Source organism: Nostoc sp. DedSLP03, from assembly GCF_034530815.1.
In the GTDB taxonomy this organism is placed as follows: domain Bacteria; phylum Cyanobacteriota; class Cyanobacteriia; order Cyanobacteriales; family Nostocaceae; genus Nostoc.
Map to the genome: position 1 here is coordinate 44,095 of NZ_JAVRCK010000018.1, position 16,396 is coordinate 60,490.

The following is a 16,396-nucleotide window of genomic DNA, read 5'->3' on the forward strand; positions in this document are numbered from 1 at the left end:
CACAGATAATTCATGGGTATTTATCTGTGGTTATATTTTCATCAAATTGACTTCTGCAAATTTAGTAAATGCCTGATTTTTTAAAGCGATCGCTTACTTAAAATTGCTGCAAAAACCGCAAATCACTAGCATACAATCGACGAATATCATCGATTTGATGTAACACCATTGCAAAGCGTTCTACACCAAAACCAGCTGCAAACCCTGTATAAACTTCTGGGTCGTAACCCACAGACTTAAGTACATTTGGATCGACCATACCGCAGCCCATCACCTCTAACCAGCGACCATTCCACTGCAAATCCACCTCTGCTGATGGTTCTGTAAACGGGAAATAACTGGCGCGGAAACGAATTGGTAAATCGCCAAATATTGCTTGCAAAAATACTTTAATTGTGCCTTTGAGGTCTGTAAAAGTTAGTCCCTCGTCAATAGCTAAAAGTTCGATTTGATGGAAAACAGCTGAATGAGTCGCGTCTACATTATCTCGCCGATAAACTCGCCCTGGAGCCACAACCCGAATCGGTGGTTCTTCTCTTTCCATGTAACGAATTTGCACTGACGAAGTATGAGTGCGTAAAAGATTGCCATCCGGCAGGTAGAAAGTATCCTGCATATCACGGGCGGGGTGATCTGGCGGGGTGTTGAGAGCCTCGAAATTATAGTAATCTGTTTCCATCTCTGGCCCTTGAGCCACGGTATAGCCCATACCAACAAAGATATCCAGCGCCCGATCGATAATTCCATTGAGAGGATGAATCCGACCTTGGGGGCTGTAAATTCCCGGCATAGTAACATCCAGAGTTTCCGCCTCTAGCAAAGCTTGAATTTGCGCGGCTTCTAAGGCAGCACGTTGCTGGTCTAGACTAGTTTGCAGAGATTCTTTGACTGTATTGGCGATCGCTCCAATTTTTGGTCGTTCCTCTGCGCTCATCTGCCCCATACTTCGCAACAGCGCCCCTAGTTCCCCTTTTTTACCCAGATAGTTAACTCTGAGTTCCTCCAGACGTTCTAAGGTGTCGGCGGCTGCGATCGCTTTTTCTCCTTCTTGCCGCAGTGCTAAAAGTTGAGCTTCTAAATTGCTAGTCATTAGTTATTAGTCATTGGTCATTAGTCATTAGTCATTAGTCTATAGTCAAAAGCTGTGAACTGGTCGATAAATAAACTTACAGTCATAGCATTAACATCAGCTAAAGGTGAGGGTTGAAACCAAACCTCTGTTTATCAGTTATGGACGATTGGGCTAGTATAGCGGTCGTGTAAATCCAGCTAACATCTCACTTAACCAGACTTAGAGATTGAGCAACTTGTCTTAAAGGCAAGCAAAATTTTGCCACACACTCTCGTGAGTATAAATATTTTTTTGCTGATTGTGACCTCAGACATTGACAAATGGCTAATAACAAATAACTAATAACTAATGATCGATGACTAATGACCAATGACCAATGACCAATGACTAATGACCATGAAATTACTAATTAGCAACGACGACGGCGTTTCTGCTTTGGGGATTCGTACCCTAGCCAACTATTTAGCAGAGGCTGGTCATGATGTGAGTGTAGTTTGCCCAGATCGAGAGCGATCGGCAACTGGACACGGGTTAACTTTACACCAACCGATTCGCGCCGAAATTGTTGAAGAGATTTTTCATCCTGCTGTCAAAGCTTGGGCTTGTGATGGTACGCCTTCAGATTGCGTCAAATTGGCGCTGTGGGCTTTGCTGGAAACTCCGCCGGATTTGGTTCTCTCTGGTATTAATCAAGGTGCGAATTTGGGAACGGAAATTCTGTATTCTGGCACTGTTTCTGCGGCAATGGAAGGTCTAATTGAAGGCATTCCCAGCGTAGCGCTGAGTCTGATGAGTCACACATCTAAAGACTTTCAAGCTGCTGCTAAGTTTGCCACAGTTCTCGTAGACCAATTAGCCCAAAAACCACTGCCAGATTTAATGTTGCTCAACGTCAACATTCCTGCGGTCAAATGGGAAGAAATTGCCGGAGTTGCTCTCACCCGTCAAGGCCTACGGCATTACATTGATGTGTTTAATAAACGAGTCGATCCTCGTGGAAAAACCTACTACTGGTTAACCGGAGAGGTCATTGAGGATCTGGAACCCCCAAGCGGACTAAATCTGCCTCAAAATGTACCTACAGATGTGGAAGTTGTACGTAAAAATTACATCAGTATCACTCCGTTGCAATACAATCTTACTTACGCAACTGGATTAGATAAATTATCAGATTGGGAATTCAATTTTCCTGGAATCATTTGATCGATCGGGACAAAAATGGGGTTATTCAAATGCATCACGGAAAAATGTAGGCTATAACGTAGGGGCAATCTTGAAATAACCGATACACATTCAACCCAAAACCTAGAAAATTTTAACTGACTACTTCATTCACATTTACACAATCAGCCAGAAACAGGATATGCTGTTTTACCAAGAAATCTTCCCTCTAGCAAAATTAGTGACACAGCATAAACTTAGACAAAATAAGTAACAATTCTTTCATTTATCGCCCGCTCAGTCCAGTAAGCAACACCCATGTCGAGGATAGAGAATCAATTTACCGTACAATTTTGGGGCGTTCGCGGCAGCATCCCCAGCCCAGGGCCACACACTGTTCGTTACGGCGGTAATACCCCTTGCATATCAATGCAAACGGGCGATAAACGCTTAGTTTTCGATGCTGGCACGGGACTACATGTTTTGGGGCAATCTCTGTTGCGCCAAATGCCGCTAGAAGCTCACATATTTTTTACCCACTCTCACTGGGATCATATGCAAGGTTTTCCCTTCTTTACGCCAGGGTTTGTAAAGGGGAATGACTTTCATATTTACGGCGCGATCGCACCTGATGGTTCTACCATAGAACAGCGCCTCAACGATCAAATGTTGCACCCGAACTTTCCCGTACCCTTGCAGATTATGCAAGCCAATTTAAATTTCTACGACATTCGACCGGGGCAACCAATCCACATTGATGACCTTACCGTAGAAACAGCACCTTTAAATCATCCAGGTGAAGCTGTAGGATACCGCGTCAACTGGCGTGGTGGTGCAGCTACTTACATCACTGATACCGAACATTTTCCCGATCGACTCGATGACAATGTGTTGTGGTTAGCTCGTAATGCTGACATTCTGGTTTACGATTCTACCTACACAGACGAGGAATACCACTCGCCAAAATCCCCGAAAATTGGCTGGGGGCATTCTACTTGGCAAGAAGCTGTAAAAGTGGCACAAGCCGCTAACGTCAAAACTCTGGTGATTTACCACCACGACCCGGCACACGATGACGACTTTTTGGATAATGTAGGCAAACAAGCCGCTGAAAAATTTCCTGGTGCGATTATGGCACGGGAAGGATTGGTACTTCAGGTTCCGACCTCAGTTGTCTTATCAGAATCTTTTCCTGTTAGCAAGTTTTCTACCTAAAGATTGCGATCGGAGGAATTGGAGATTTTAGATTAGATTGGTGATCAGAGGCTTTCAGCGCCAGAGCGTCCCTGTTGGCTGTATGGTGAGACAGCGCTGCCCAGAATTGTCACGCCGACCACAGGATTAGGGCGACAACAGGAGGACACTGGTCATTGGTCATTGGTCATTGGTCATTGGTCGTAGGTTATTTACAAATGACAAAAGACAAAGGACAAATGACAAAGGACAAATGACAAATGACAAATTGGTACTACAAAAGCTGTCCTCCTGAAGGCGGTTTACCATAGGGTAGCTTCCTGCTGAGAGCTAAAATAAACCTAAAATCTCAGAATCCACGTGCTAAATTTGTCTAAAAATGGGTGTTCTGTGCGGGTTGCTTTTTCTAGCGTTGGGCTACTAACGCCGACTGCTGTTGCCCTTGGCAAGTTTGATGGCGTTCATCTTGGTCATCAAAGGGTAATTCAACCAGTCTTGCACACTGGTGGTCACTTGTCAGGAGCTAGTAGTCCGCACTCAAAGGGAAATCAACTGACAAATCAAGAATATACCTATTCAACTGTTGTCACCTTTGACCCCCATCCACAAGAGTTCTTTACAGGGCAACCCCGGACATTGTTAACGCCACTGGATGAAAAAGTCCAACAATTGCGATCGCTTGGGGTAGAACAACTGGTATTACTACCCTTTGACAAAGAATTGTCTGCGTTGACCCCCGAAGAATTTGTCGAAAAAATTCTCGTGCAACAACTGCGATGCCAACGAATTAGCATCGGGCAGGATTTTTGTTTTGGCGAAAAGCGCAGTGGTACTGCTCAAGATTTGCAATTACTCGCCGCCAAGCACAATATTCCCGTTACCATCGTTCCCTTACAAACTTATACAGGTGATTCGTCCACCCAAACCAGTTGCGTCAGTACTACTCCGACTCAAGATGCCCGTATTAGCACTTCATTGATCCGCCAAAACCTTGAGCAGGGAGACATCAAAAACGCAAATCTGTTATTAGGACGCCCTTACACCCTCCTTGGTGATGTTGTTCAAGGTCAACAATTGGGCAGAACAATTGGCTTTCCCACCGCTAACCTTCAACTACCAAAAGAAAAGTTTTTGCCCCGCCAAGGAGTCTACGCTGTCCGTGTTTTCACTCTTGGTGAAACATCTGATACTGTTTCTAGTGAAAACTTGGGCGTCATGAATATCGGTAATCGTCCAACTGTAAACGGTACTTATTCATCTGCGGAAGTACATTTATTCGATTGGTCTGGTGATTTGTATGGCAAAAAACTGGTTGTGCAACTAGTTAAATTTTTGCGCCCCGAACAAAAATTTCCTTCTCTCGAAGCCCTGAAAACACAAATTCAACTTGACTGCGTTGTTGCTAGAGAAGTTTTGAGTGCTGGAGCGGAAAGTTAAAAGTTAGGAGTTAAGAGTTAGGAGTTTGGAGTCATTCAATTTTGGATTTTAGATTTTAGATTTTTATTTCAATCCAAAATTCAAAATTCAAAATCTAAAATTGGCAGAGTTAGGAGTTCCGAGTGGGAACAATGTATTTAGGAAAATTGGGCATTGGGCATTAGGGAAGAATTCTTATAACTCCTAACTCCTAACTCCTAACTCCCAACTCCCCATTACACACTCCCCACTCCCCATTCACCACAACGCATGAGAGAAAAAATTGACGCTTTAACAAAAAATCTGGCTCTTACCATCGTTGGCAAAGCTGAGGCAATACGCTTAGTGCTAGTAGCATTGCTAGGTGGTGGTCATGCTCTCTTAGAAGATGTTCCTGGTGTTGGTAAAACCTTGCTTGCTAAATCCTTAGCTCGCTCGCTGGATGGCAAGTTTCAACGACTACAATGCACTCCCGATTTATTGCCAACTGATATTACCGGCACCAATATCTGGAACCCAAAAAGCGGCGAATTTACTTTTTTGCCTGGGCCAGTCTTTACTAATGTGCTATTGGCTGATGAAATTAACCGCGCCACACCCCGCACTCAGTCAGCTTTACTGGAAGTTATGGAGGAACATCAGGTAACAGTTGATGGTGTCTCTCGTGCAGTTCCTCAGCCCTTCTTTGTAATTGCTACTCAAAACCCTATCGAGTATCAAGGTACTTTTCCTCTGCCAGAAGCGCAAATGGATCGGTTTATGTTGTCGCTGAGTTTGGGCTATCCTTCTGAGGCAGAAGAACTCCTGATGCTACAAAATCTCCAAAATGGTGTCAAAGTTGCTAATTTGCAGCCTTGTATTACCTTGGCAGAAGTGCAGGAATTGCGTTATCTCTGCTCTCAAGTAAAAGTAGCAACTTCCTTGCAACAATACATTCTCGAATTGGTACGGGCAACACGTCAAGACGAGGAAATCGCCCTTGGTGTCAGTCCCCGTGGCACATTAGCATTACAACGGGCTGCTCAAGCCTTAGCTTTTCTATTAGGGCGTGATTATGCCATTCCCGATGATGTGAAATTTCTTGTCCCTTATGTTCTGTGCCATCGACTTATTCCTAGAGGAGGGCGCAATTCAAAAACTGTTGTTGAGCGATTATTGCGATCGGTTTCTATTCCTTAATGCAAAGTGACTTCGACGATCTAAAAAACAGCTATCCAAGGTAGCGGTAACTGCATTTCTTGCTGAGAAAAATATTTTTCATTGTAGTAAATACCTCATAATAGTCATACTTGACTGAACTTAAGTTTCTTGAACCTGCCGGAATTTGAGCGTGTTAAAATCTCTTACAAAAGAGGTGGATAACAGATGAAAGCGATCGAAGTTACTGGCAAAATTGATTCTCAAGGAAACCTAATTTTAGATGAGCCGATTCAGGGAAACACTTATCCTCATCAGGTTCGGGTGATTGTGTTGGTTCCAGAACAAGCAGAAGCAGAAGAGCTTGACCCTGATGATACGCCCGTTGAGGAGATTAAAGCTAGTTTGAGGAGAGCCTTGCAGCAAGCCAAAACAGGGCAACGCTTGCCATTATCTCAAATGTGGGAGGGAATTGATGCCGAATGAACAGCTATCGGTATTCATCGATTTAACTCCTGAATATAAACAAAACTTGCGTGACCTTTCAAAAAAATTTCGCAATATTCGCTCTGATGTTCAACCAATTATTGAGCAATTACAATAAGGAAATATTGTATGAGATAGAATTGCGGGCATTGGTGAGGAGTATGTTGTTTATAAGGTGAGAGTTCGTAACAGTAGTATCCAAAAAGGTAAGAGTGCTGGATACCGATTGATTTATCAAGTTAAGTCACCTACAAGTATTTTGCTACTAACGATTTATTCCAAATCTGTCCGAGAAGATATTGGTGCAAATGAAATCCGAGATATTGTGGCTGATTTTTATAGTGAGTCAGGTTAAAACTACTAGAATACTTTTCCTTGCATAGTCAGTGGTGTGCTGAATAGATATTTATATTACTGTTGTCAATATAAAAGATGTGTTGCTGACAAAACTACTTACACAAAATTTGAAACACTGTCAATACTGCGTAAGTCTTATGATTAGCACAAGCGCCACTTTTAAATATTTGGGAATGTGAGGAATGTCAATTTTTGTTAAGCGCAAAATCCGCGATGCCTACGGCGGGCTACGCCAACGCCAAGCGCTACAACCAAGCGCCGAACGTGAGTTCAAACGCCAATTTTTCGGTTTACTTCTGGTAATTATAACGTGGAGTTTAGCTATGGGCTGGCTTCTAGCTTTGGCAACTAACGCCCAAAGTGCGACTCCTCCCGCGGAAATTGGCACTGTTGATGTAGTACCTGCACAATACCAATTGGGGCAAGAACTTTATTTAGAAAACTGCTCCAGATGTCACATTGCCATACCGCCAGCCGTTTTACCTACCCAAACTTGGAAAAATATCCTGCAAGACTCGCAGCACTACGGTGCACAACTCCAGCCTTTAGTCGATCCACAACGCATTTTGGTGTGGAAATATCTTTCGACTTTCTCCCGCGTGCAGCTAGACGACGAAGAAACACCATATCGCCTCAACAACTCGCGTTATTTCAAAGCTTTGCATCCAGGAGTTGAGTTATCACGTCCCGTCCAGATTGGCAGCTGTGTCAGCTGTCACCCCAGTGCTAATGATTACAATTTCCGCCGCCTGACAGCAGAGTGGAAGTGAAAAGAAGGCAAGGGAGCAAGGGGCAGAGGGAAAAAATTCTCCCCTTTTCTCCCTGCTCCCTGCTCCTTGTCCTCTTCTCCCTCACACCCTCTCTGGCCCCATCTGGGGGCAAAATGATACTATGAAGAAAGAGTAAATATAAGATAAGAGTTCAAACCAATCAGTTTATTAAATGATTGGCTAGTTTTTATCCTGCTTTTGAGGTAATTCTCATTTCACACCCATCCACGACTAAGACGTTTGGGCTGGGTTAAATGTTTATAATCAATGCCGACCCTTTAATTCCCATCCCCCTTGATTCAGTTCTATAACCTGCCATGCTAAAACTTTTGTTGGGCGACCCCAACGCTCGTAAGCTTAAAAAATACCAACCTTCTGTTACTGAAATTAACCTTTTAGAGGAAGAAATTAAGGTTCTTTCCGACGATCAGTTAAAAGGTAAAACCGTCGAATTTAAACAACGGCTCGCTAAAGGCGAAACCCTAGATGACATATTGCCAGAAGCTTACGCCGTTGTTCGGGAAGCAGCACGGCGAGTATTAGGCTTGCGGCATTTTGATGTCCAACTCCTTGGTGGTATTATTTTGCACGTGGGGCAAATTGCCGAGATGAAAACTGGTGAAGGTAAAACACTAGTCGCCACCTTGCCAAGTTACTTAAACGCCCTTACTGGTAAAGGTGTACACGTCATCACCGTAAACGATTACCTAGCTCGTCGGGACGCTGAATGGATGGGGCAGGTGCATCGCTTCTTGGGGCTGAGTGTGGGGCTAATTCAGTCAAGCATGACTCCTAGTGAACGCCAGAAAAACTACGACTGCGATATCACTTATGTTACTAACAGCGAGGTCGGCTTCGACTATCTGCGGGATAACATGGCGACATCAATGGCAGATGTAGTACAACGCCCGTTTAATTATTGCGTAATTGACGAGGTGGACTCGATTTTAGTTGATGAGGCGCGGACACCACTGATTATTTCTGGGCAAGTGGAAAGACCTACAGAAAAATATCTGCAAGCCGCTGAAATAGCATTCACACTCAAAAAAGACGAGCATTACGATGTGGATGAAAAAGCTCGCAACGTGCTATTGACAGATGAAGGGTTTGCCGAATCGGAAAATCTTTTAGGAGTCACAGATTTATTTGACCCAGAAGATCCTTGGGCGCACTTCATTTTCAATGCAATTAAAGCCAAGGAACTTTTCCTCAAAGATGTAAATTACATCGTCCGCAATGGTGAAGTAGTAATTGTGGATGAATTTACTGGTCGAGTGCTAGCCGGACGGCGTTGGAGTGATGGATTACACCAGGCCATTGAAGCTAAAGAACGCGTAGAGATTCAGCCAGAAACTCAAACTCTAGCGACAATTACTTACCAAAATATGTTTTTGCTGTATCCAAAACTCGGTGGAATGACCGGAACGGCAAAAACCGAAGAACCAGAATTTGAAAAAATTTACAAACTTGAAGTTGCGGTAATTCCCACCAACCGCGATCGCAGACGCGAAGATTTGTCTGATATGGTGTTTAAGACAGAAGCAGGTAAGTGGGGAGCGATCGCCGGAGAATGTGCCGAAATGCACCAACTCGGCAGACCTGTATTAGTAGGAACCACTAGTGTAGAAAAATCCGAACTTCTCAGCCGCCTATTGAAGGATTTGAAGATTCCTCACGAATTACTCAACGCCCGACCGGAAAACGTCGAGCGTGAGGCGGAAATTGTCGCCCAAGCTGGACGAAAAGGTGCTGTTACCATTGCTACTAACATGGCTGGTAGAGGTACAGACATCATTTTGGGTGGTAACTCGGAATACATGGCACGTCTGAAGCTGCGGGAATACTTCATGCCCCGAATCGTCATGCCAGAAGATGAAGACGCCTTTGGCGTGCAAAGAGCAGCTGGATTGCCTACAGGACATGGTGGTGGTCAAGGCTTTGTCCCTGGTAAAAAAGTCAAAACTTGGCGGGCTTCGCCAGAAATTTTCCCGACTCAATTGACAAAAGAAACAGAAAAACTACTCAAAGATGCAGTAGAAATTGCGGTGCGTGAGTACGGGGAACGCAGTTTACCAGAATTGGAAGCTGAAGACAAGGTAGCTGTAGCCGCAGAAAAAGCCCCCATTGATGACCCTGTAATTCAGAAATTGCGGGAAGCTTATAACCGCGTCAAACAGGAATACGAACAATTTACTACCCGCGAACATGAAGAGGTAGTGGGTATCGGCGGTTTGCACGTCATTGGTACAGAACGCCACGAATCGCGCCGGATTGACAATCAGTTGCGCGGACGTGCAGGAAGACAAGGCGACCCTGGAACCACGAGATTCTTCCTTAGTTTAGAGGATAACCTACTGCGGATTTTTGGTGGCGATCGCGTCGCTGGGTTAATGAATGCCTTCCAAGTGGAAGAAGATATGCCCATCGAATCTGGAATGCTTACCCGGAGTTTGGAAGGCGCACAGAAAAAAGTTGAAACTTACTACTACGACATTCGGAAGCAGGTATTTGAGTATGACGAGGTGATGAATAATCAACGTCGTGCTATTTATGCCGAACGCCGCCGAGTGCTAGAAGGTCAAGATTTGAAAGAACAGGTGATTAAATACGCTGAAAAAACGATGGATGACATCGTTGACTTTTATATCAACATAGACTTGCCCTCGGAAGAGTGGGAGTTAGAAAAGTTGGTTGAGAAAGTCAAAGAATTCGTCTATCTGCTAGCGGATTTACAAGCTAGTCAATTAGAAGATATTACAGTCAGCGAGATTAAAGCCTTCCTCCACGAACAGGTACGAATTGCTTACGACCTCAAAGAAGCGCAGATTGACCAAGTTCAACCCGGACTGATGCGCCAAGCGGAACGTTTCTTTATCTTGCAACGCATTGATACTCTGTGGCGGGAACACCTGCAACAAATGGATGCCTTGCGCGAATCAGTGGGATTACGTGGTTATGGGCAAAAAGACCCGCTCATTGAGTATAAGAGCGAGGGGTATGAATTGTTCTTGGATATGATGGTTAACATCCGCCGAGACGTTGTTTACTCGTTGTTCATGTTCCAGCCACAGCCGCAACCGGTAGTGCAGGCTTCGTCTGAGATGGTGTAGTAGGGAATATATTACCCAGAGACGCAAAGGCGCAGGGAGTGCTTTTGCGTCTTTGTGTTTTAAGGCATCTCTCAAAAATATTTTGTTTTCAGGAGTTTGCTGAAACGGGTAAGCTGATACTACCAAGTCTTCAGGGTAAGCAAATGGGGCAAGTAATAGTTACCCTTACTATCACAAATCGAATCGATCAAGTTCTGGCAGAACGAGGTTTTATTTCGTAAGAATTCAGCACCCAGGAGTCATAAGTCAGAATTTAGAAGGAATTCAGCATAAACAGTACATTTACTTATCAAATTTTTTCTTAATTCTTTAAGTATTCTGGCTCCTGAATTCAGAAGGACTGAATTCTTACTTTATTTCTTCGAGTTTCTCGCCTACCTACGTATTCCACTCAAATCGGTACAAAATTGATTTATGGGAACCCTAAGTCATTAGGTATGCAAATGATTTTGTGATTTTGCACCCTGACAGATAAGCATTAAATAAATACAAATAAATAGCTATAAAAATTAATGGTTTTAAACCCAGAGTACCCTTTTTACAGTTTTAAAGCAAGAGATAGACGAAAGACCATGCTTGTTTTCAACTGGTAAGTCTTACCATTGAGTTAAGTTCATTAGTAAAAGGAAAGTTACCTGCAAATACAGCACAATCAATTCAATAATTTATGCAAATCTTTTTTAACTGTATTGTTAACATTCATCTATAGCCAAATACAGCTATTTTTAATGAATTTTTACAGTCAGAATTGCATTATCTACTGCTGTTATCTGGGCTGACTTTTCAGAAGCTTTGAACTCAAAAACAAGCATGGTCAGTGAGCGACGTTGAAGTGTCAGTTTTACCTACTGTCTTATACTACTATGTGGTATAAGATAGAGGTATAGAAATATTTATAAGAAGCTTTTATGGACATTGCCCATAAAAGTTACCTACAATGTGGTTATGCAAGCTTTAGGAAACTGTTGCAGATGTATTGACAGATGCAATAGCTTTATCACCATCAGTAATAGCGCCAGCAAGAGCGCCAGCAAGAGCACCATCAAAATTAGCTGTAATAGTGCCCTTGTTTTTGTCTACTTTATAACTGCTACTTTTAGCAATAGCATAACCACGTGCGTAAGTAGATGCAACTCCCCCTTGTACTTGACTAAGATCGGAAGCTTCATCTTCGCAAAAACTGAGATCGGAAATTCTTAATCGTTCCATAAAAAAGCTCTCTTTGAAAAACGAATGTATTGCTGAAAGTTTTTGAGAACTTTCAGCAATTTTTCTATCTAAAATGCACTGTAGTACACTGTAGGACTAAGGCATATTTAGCCGGCAGAAGAACTAGATGAACCGACACTAGCAGATAGGCTGTATTTCTTGGAGACAGCAACGGTGCTAGTAGCAATGCTGGTGATAGCGATGTTTTTACCAAAAGCGAATGCTTTGGAATTAGCATCTGCAAAAGCTATTCCACCTTGAACATTCTCATTTTCAAGAACGGTTTCTACATGAGAAAGATCGTTGATAATCATGATTTTACTTTCCTAAGAATTAGTAAGGTCAACTTGTTTGTGGTCGTACCACTACAACTTGTTTTTTAGTGGCATACAAAGAATAGCACTATTAGAATTCGATGAATAGTAGTTTTACGTAAATTTTCTTTTATAAAGGAAAAAACATTCTAGTATCAAGTTACTGACACTATATAGTATTTAAAAATTGTTTGAAAAGTACCTTGCTATGTACTATCAAGTTATTTACAACGTCTAGTATTTAGAGGTTGTTTTAAAAGTGTTTCGATATGAGTTTAAGCACTTTTAATCCCTCTAACCTCCAAGCCTATTTCATTCGATCTATTAAGGATATTGTCAACAACATAGACAGTAAACGCGGGGAAGTTAGTAATCGAAAAATTACTATCTCAAAGAGTTAATTTCAGTGCGTTAGCATTGGCGTAGCCTCTCGTAGAAAAGCCTTGCCGTACCCCTACGGGGAAGCAAGCTACGCAAAGCGTCTCCGACAGGAGAAGGCATCACTATTTTCTTGTGCAATCAGATTTTTTATTCACCTGATTTTTTGCTTGAAACGCTTGTAAATCAGCACCTTTTATGACATGAAACAGCCTTCCTTGCCCTAACGTCGTCAGGGGTCTTTCATGTCCTTTTTTGGTATCAGTAAACTTAAGCTAAAACTCCTTTAATATCTCGTTTCCAGTCAGAAACTAGAAATACTGCCTCCCATTAAACATTCCCCTGCTCCAACAGGCAATGAGATAAACCGCTAAAAGCTTTAACCTTAAGTTGACACCAATGTAAGTCCTTGCACCTCTACAAATCTAGAAATAGTTGGGGATAATTTATTTTTTACAAGTCTCTAAAAGAGAAGGATAGTAAGATTTAAAGCCTCTCTCTTTTTAAAATAGATATTGCAAATCAATCTAAGGATAGATTGACAATATATTTGTTCGTCGAATTTATCCTGCCTTCATAGCAAACTGGTTATAATTATCTTCCATCTCCCTCAGAAATGAAATTCTCATTTACACAGTATTTATATGGGACGTGTTCGTTCTAAATCTGACCTACCTACAAAAATCTGTCCGGTATGTCAACGTCCTTTCACATGGCGTAAAAAGTGGCAAGATTGTTGGGACGATGTGAAATACTGCTCAGAACGTTGTCGTCGTCGCCGTTCTGAAGCTCAAAATGAAACCAACCGCGATACAGACGCAAATAGCGCAAGAGATTAATGGAGTTACAGGTGCAACCTAAATTAATTATTCATGGTGGAGCTGGTAGTTCTCTCCACGGTAAAGGCGGATTAGAGGCGGTGCGCCGATCGCTCCATACAGTAATAGAAGAAGTTTATTCTCTGCTATTGTCAGGAGCAACTGCCTCTGAGGCAGTGGTGCAGGGTTGCCTAATGCTCGAAGACAACCCCCGTTTTAATGCTGGTACTGGTTCAGTATTGCAATCCGATGGACAAATCCGTATGAGTGCTTCCCTGATGGATGGTGCATCAGGGCGGTTTAGTGGTGTGATTAATATCTCGCGGGTAAAAAATCCGATTGATTTAGCGCAATTTTTACAAAGCTCCCCAGACCGAGTGCTATCAGATTTCGGTTCGGCTGAGTTGGCGCGAGAAATGCAAATTCCCAGCTATAACGCTTTAACTGATTTGCGGTTACAAGAGTGGATACAAGAGCGCCAGGATAATTTTAAAAGCGCAATGGCAGGCGTAGTAGCAGAACCCGAACTGCTAGAAACCAGCAATACCGGACGCGGTACCATCGGTGTAGTAGCTTTAGATGCATCTGGTAAGTTAGCTGCTGGCACTTCTACTGGTGGTAAAGGATTTGAGCGGATTGGTAGGGTAAGTGATTCAGCGATGCCAGCAGGTAATTATGCTACTAGTAATGCTGGTGTTAGCTGTACTGGCATTGGTGAAGATATCATTGATGAGTGTTTAGCCGCACGGATTGTAGTGCGTGTTACTGATGGGATGTCACTGAAGGAAGCGATGCAGCGTTCCTTTGGGGAAGCTCACGAGAACAAACGCGATTTGGGAGCGATCGCCTTAGATGCTAGTGGAGCGATCGCTTGGGGAAAAACTAGCGAAATCTTACTTGCCGCCTACCATGACGGCGAAAAAGTTGGTGATACTTTGGAATGGACTGGCAACGAACTGATCGGCTATTGTTGAATCAGTTTCAGGGCTTTGGCTAAAATTTCTTGCTGGTCAACCATTGCGGCCAATTCTTGGGATTCATAACGCCCCTCAAAAGTTTCTAGCGCCGCTCTTTTCAGTGCCACTTGATATCCTTGTTCCAGAATATCGATTAATTCTGCTTGATTCAAGTAAAAATCACCCGATTTGCGGCGCTTGTTTATTTTGTTGATTTCCCGCACTGTATTTTCTATCGAAACATCCCAAGAGCGAGTAGAACGTTTTTCGGCCTTTTGTTTAATTAAATGGATGAGCAGAATCACACCATAACTATCAATTTTATTGATTTTGTCACCGAGGCTCATTTCTTCTAACTCATCCACCAACAGCAGCGCCTCATGGATTTTGCCTTGTTCTAGAAATTGCCTAAGTTCTAGCAGTTCTTCCATGCATGTTATATATTGAGATTTTGGCTATACTACTAATCTAGCTAGATTAGACATCTAGCAAAAATCGTGGTTTCTAGTCTAAAACCACAGATCGAGCGCGATTAACACCGATGAATTATTTATGTCGATCTGTGGTTTCATTTTCAACATTTTTCCTTCGCCAAGCTGGTTTTACCACCTGACGACTACGGGCAATTACCAGAGAATCATCAGGCACATCTTCTGTCACAGTAGAACCAGCTGCAATGTAGACATCATCTCCCAAAGTGAGCGGAGCCACTAAAACGCTATTGGCGCCAGTTTTTGTCCGATTGCCTATTTTGGTGCGATGTTTCTTTACGCCGTCATAGTTGGCAGTAATTGTACCAGCACCAATATTCACCTGATTGCCGACAACAGTATCACCTATATATGACAAATGGGCTGCATTGGTGCGATCGCCTAATTGCGTATTTTTTAATTCCACAAAATTCCCTACACGGCAACCAGCACCCACCTGTACCTGACCGCGCAAATGAGTATAAGGGCCAATTCGGCTTCCGGCTTGCACAGTGCTATTTATGACTACTGAATATTGCACTGTAACATTTTCACTTAATTGACTATTTTCAATTAAACTCCCCGGCCCGATGTGACTTCCTGTTTGAATTACCGTATTTCCCCGCAGGTGAGTTTGGGGTTCAATAATTACATCCGGTTGCAATTCCACTGTTTCATCAATGGTGATGCTGGTGGGGTCGATGAGAGTAACACCCGCCAGCATCCATTTTTCCTTGACTCGTTGTTGCAAAATTTCGGATGCTGCTGCCAGTTGCAAGCGATCGTTGATGCCAAGAATTTCTTGGTAATCTTCCACATCCACTGCCATTACTTGTCCTACCTGAGTCACGGCATCGGTAAGATAGTATTCTTTTTGGGCATTGTTTGCCTCTAGGTGGGGAAGCACCTTTGCTAAATCTGGCCAGCGAAAGCAGTAAACTCCAGCGTTAATCCGCTGATTTTCTCGTTGAGCAGCCGTACAATCCTTGTGTTCGACCATTTTCTGCACAATATTTTCATCGTTACAAAAAACGCGCCCGTAGCCTGTGGGGTCGGGTAGATGCGAGGTGAGAATAGTGGCAGAGTTTTGATTTTGGACGTGAGTTTGTAACATCTGCTTAAGAGTTTCGCTGCGTATTAACGGTAAATCGCCGTTAAGTACCAGTAAATCTCCTGTGTAGTCTTCCAAGTGAGGAAGTAATTGCTGGATAGCATGACCTGTCCCTAATTGCACAGTCTGTTCGACAAACTCCAAACTGGGAATCGAGTGCATGGCGGCTTGCACTTCCTCGGATTGATATCCCACAATCACGATTCGCCGTGAGGGCGAAAGTGGTTCTACACTTTCGAGAACTCTCTCTACTAGCGATCGCCCACCTAAAGAATGTAAAACCTTGGGTAAGCGTGATTTCATCCGTGTGCCGCGTCCCGCCGCTAAAATTGCTACAACTACCATAATTAGCTATCAGCTATCAGTGAAATTGTGATTAGTGCTGTTAGTACTTTAAAATCTCGGCTCAAATCATACCAGCTAATCATAGAAGACTG

The 16,396-nt window shown here is 43.1% G+C and carries 14 protein-coding genes and 1 pseudogene; 10 read left to right on the forward strand and 5 right to left on the reverse strand.

What is annotated here, in order from left to right; all coding sequences use genetic code 11:
- Positions 1-97 precede the first annotated feature (97 nt).
- Positions 98-1,090, reverse strand: coding sequence for a phenylalanine--tRNA ligase subunit alpha (gene pheS / locus RM368_RS11225; protein ID WP_229490194.1), 993 nt, complete (start codon positions 1,088-1,090; stop codon positions 98-100).
- A 378-nt stretch (positions 1,091-1,468) separates the two neighbouring features.
- On the opposite strand from pheS, the gene surE reads away from it, so the two are divergent.
- The 8 genes and pseudogenes from surE (at position 1,469) to secA (ending at position 10,703) form a co-directional block, all read left to right on the forward strand.
- Positions 1,469-2,275 (forward strand): 5'/3'-nucleotidase SurE, encoded by an 807-nt coding sequence (gene surE / locus RM368_RS11230; protein WP_322694146.1) that lies wholly within the window; start codon positions 1,469-1,471, stop codon positions 2,273-2,275.
- A gap of 276 nt (positions 2,276-2,551) precedes the next feature.
- Positions 2,552-3,448 carry an MBL fold metallo-hydrolase gene (locus tag RM368_RS11235; RefSeq protein WP_322694147.1) on the forward strand — a complete coding sequence of 299 codons (897 nt, stop codon included), beginning with the start codon at positions 2,552-2,554 and terminating at the stop codon, positions 3,446-3,448.
- Positions 3,449-3,787: 339 nt separating this feature from the next.
- Entirely contained in the window at positions 3,788-4,864 is a 1,077-nt protein-coding gene (locus tag RM368_RS11240) for a bifunctional riboflavin kinase/FAD synthetase (protein ID WP_322694148.1), read from the forward strand.
- A gap of 249 nt (positions 4,865-5,113) precedes the next feature.
- Positions 5,114-6,022, forward strand: a complete 909-nt coding sequence (locus RM368_RS11245; protein ID WP_322694149.1) for a MoxR family ATPase — start codon at positions 5,114-5,116, stop codon at positions 6,020-6,022.
- Positions 6,023-6,208: 186 nt separating this feature from the next.
- Positions 6,209-6,466 (forward strand): hypothetical protein, encoded by a 258-nt coding sequence (locus RM368_RS11250; protein ID WP_322683978.1) that lies wholly within the window; start codon positions 6,209-6,211, stop codon positions 6,464-6,466.
- A pseudogene (locus RM368_RS11255) lies at positions 6,456-6,821 on the forward strand (type II toxin-antitoxin system RelE/ParE family toxin). The gene RM368_RS11250 and the pseudogene RM368_RS11255 overlap by 11 nt, the downstream one beginning before the upstream one ends.
- Positions 6,822-7,005: 184 nt before the next feature.
- The gene (locus tag RM368_RS11260; protein ID WP_322694150.1) at positions 7,006-7,593 is read left to right on the forward strand and encodes a cytochrome C; all 588 of its coding nucleotides are present in this window, start codon (positions 7,006-7,008) and stop codon (positions 7,591-7,593) included.
- Positions 7,594-7,910: 317 nt separating this feature from the next.
- Complete coding sequence (secA, locus tag RM368_RS11265; protein WP_322694151.1) at positions 7,911-10,703, forward strand: preprotein translocase subunit SecA; 2,793 nt, start codon at positions 7,911-7,913, stop codon at positions 10,701-10,703.
- A 954-nt stretch (positions 10,704-11,657) separates the two neighbouring features.
- Here secA and RM368_RS11270 read toward each other — a convergent pair.
- Together RM368_RS11270 and RM368_RS11275 are read right to left on the reverse strand one after the other, a co-directional pair.
- Entirely contained in the window at positions 11,658-11,912 is a 255-nt protein-coding gene (locus RM368_RS11270) for a hypothetical protein (RefSeq protein WP_322694152.1), read from the reverse strand.
- Between the two features lie 107 nt (positions 11,913-12,019).
- The gene (locus RM368_RS11275) at positions 12,020-12,226 is read right to left on the reverse strand and encodes a hypothetical protein (protein WP_322683974.1); all 207 of its coding nucleotides are present in this window, start codon (positions 12,224-12,226) and stop codon (positions 12,020-12,022) included.
- Between the two features lie 1,022 nt (positions 12,227-13,248).
- On the opposite strand from RM368_RS11275, the gene RM368_RS11280 reads away from it, so the two are divergent.
- Together RM368_RS11280 and RM368_RS11285 are read left to right on the forward strand one after the other, a co-directional pair.
- Complete coding sequence (locus tag RM368_RS11280) at positions 13,249-13,443, forward strand: DUF2256 domain-containing protein (RefSeq protein ID WP_289799005.1); 195 nt, start codon at positions 13,249-13,251, stop codon at positions 13,441-13,443.
- On the forward strand, positions 13,443-14,396 hold the full coding sequence (locus RM368_RS11285) for an isoaspartyl peptidase/L-asparaginase (RefSeq protein WP_322694153.1): 954 nt from the start codon (positions 13,443-13,445) through the stop codon (positions 14,394-14,396). Before RM368_RS11280 ends, RM368_RS11285 begins: the two co-directional genes overlap by 1 nt.
- Here the strand turns inward: RM368_RS11285 and RM368_RS11290 are convergent.
- Positions 14,387-14,809 carry a DUF29 family protein gene (locus RM368_RS11290; RefSeq protein ID WP_322694154.1) on the reverse strand — a complete coding sequence of 141 codons (423 nt, stop codon included), beginning with the start codon at positions 14,807-14,809 and terminating at the stop codon, positions 14,387-14,389. The two genes, RM368_RS11285 and RM368_RS11290, sit on opposite strands and share 10 nt — an antisense overlap.
- A gap of 115 nt (positions 14,810-14,924) precedes the next feature.
- Complete coding sequence (gene glmU / locus RM368_RS11295; protein ID WP_322694155.1) at positions 14,925-16,304, reverse strand: bifunctional UDP-N-acetylglucosamine diphosphorylase/glucosamine-1-phosphate N-acetyltransferase GlmU; 1,380 nt, start codon at positions 16,302-16,304, stop codon at positions 14,925-14,927.
- Between the last annotated feature and the right edge of the window lie 92 nt (positions 16,305-16,396).

What these genes read in the sequence shown, in the direction of transcription:
- pheS (WP_229490194.1), bottom strand. Translation starts at nt 1,090, where the DNA reads ATGACTAGCAATTTAGAAGCTCAACTTTTAGCACTGCGGCAAGAAGGA.
- surE (WP_322694146.1), top strand. Translation starts at nt 1,469, where the DNA reads ATGAAATTACTAATTAGCAACGACGACGGCGTTTCTGCTTTGGGGATT.
- RM368_RS11235 (WP_322694147.1), top strand. Translation starts at nt 2,552, where the DNA reads ATGTCGAGGATAGAGAATCAATTTACCGTACAATTTTGGGGCGTTCGC.
- RM368_RS11245 (WP_322694149.1), top strand. Translation starts at nt 5,114, where the DNA reads ATGAGAGAAAAAATTGACGCTTTAACAAAAAATCTGGCTCTTACCATC.
- RM368_RS11250 (WP_322683978.1), top strand. Translation starts at nt 6,209, where the DNA reads ATGAAAGCGATCGAAGTTACTGGCAAAATTGATTCTCAAGGAAACCTA.
- RM368_RS11260 (WP_322694150.1), top strand. Translation starts at nt 7,006, where the DNA reads ATGTCAATTTTTGTTAAGCGCAAAATCCGCGATGCCTACGGCGGGCTA.
- secA (WP_322694151.1), top strand. Translation starts at nt 7,911, where the DNA reads ATGCTAAAACTTTTGTTGGGCGACCCCAACGCTCGTAAGCTTAAAAAA.
- RM368_RS11270 (WP_322694152.1), bottom strand. Translation starts at nt 11,912, where the DNA reads ATGGAACGATTAAGAATTTCCGATCTCAGTTTTTGCGAAGATGAAGCT.
- RM368_RS11275 (WP_322683974.1), bottom strand. Translation starts at nt 12,226, where the DNA reads ATGATTATCAACGATCTTTCTCATGTAGAAACCGTTCTTGAAAATGAG.
- RM368_RS11280 (WP_289799005.1), top strand. Translation starts at nt 13,249, where the DNA reads ATGGGACGTGTTCGTTCTAAATCTGACCTACCTACAAAAATCTGTCCG.
- RM368_RS11285 (WP_322694153.1), top strand. Translation starts at nt 13,443, where the DNA reads ATGGAGTTACAGGTGCAACCTAAATTAATTATTCATGGTGGAGCTGGT.
- RM368_RS11290 (WP_322694154.1), bottom strand. Translation starts at nt 14,809, where the DNA reads ATGGAAGAACTGCTAGAACTTAGGCAATTTCTAGAACAAGGCAAAATC.
- glmU (WP_322694155.1), bottom strand. Translation starts at nt 16,304, where the DNA reads ATGGTAGTTGTAGCAATTTTAGCGGCGGGACGCGGCACACGGATGAAA.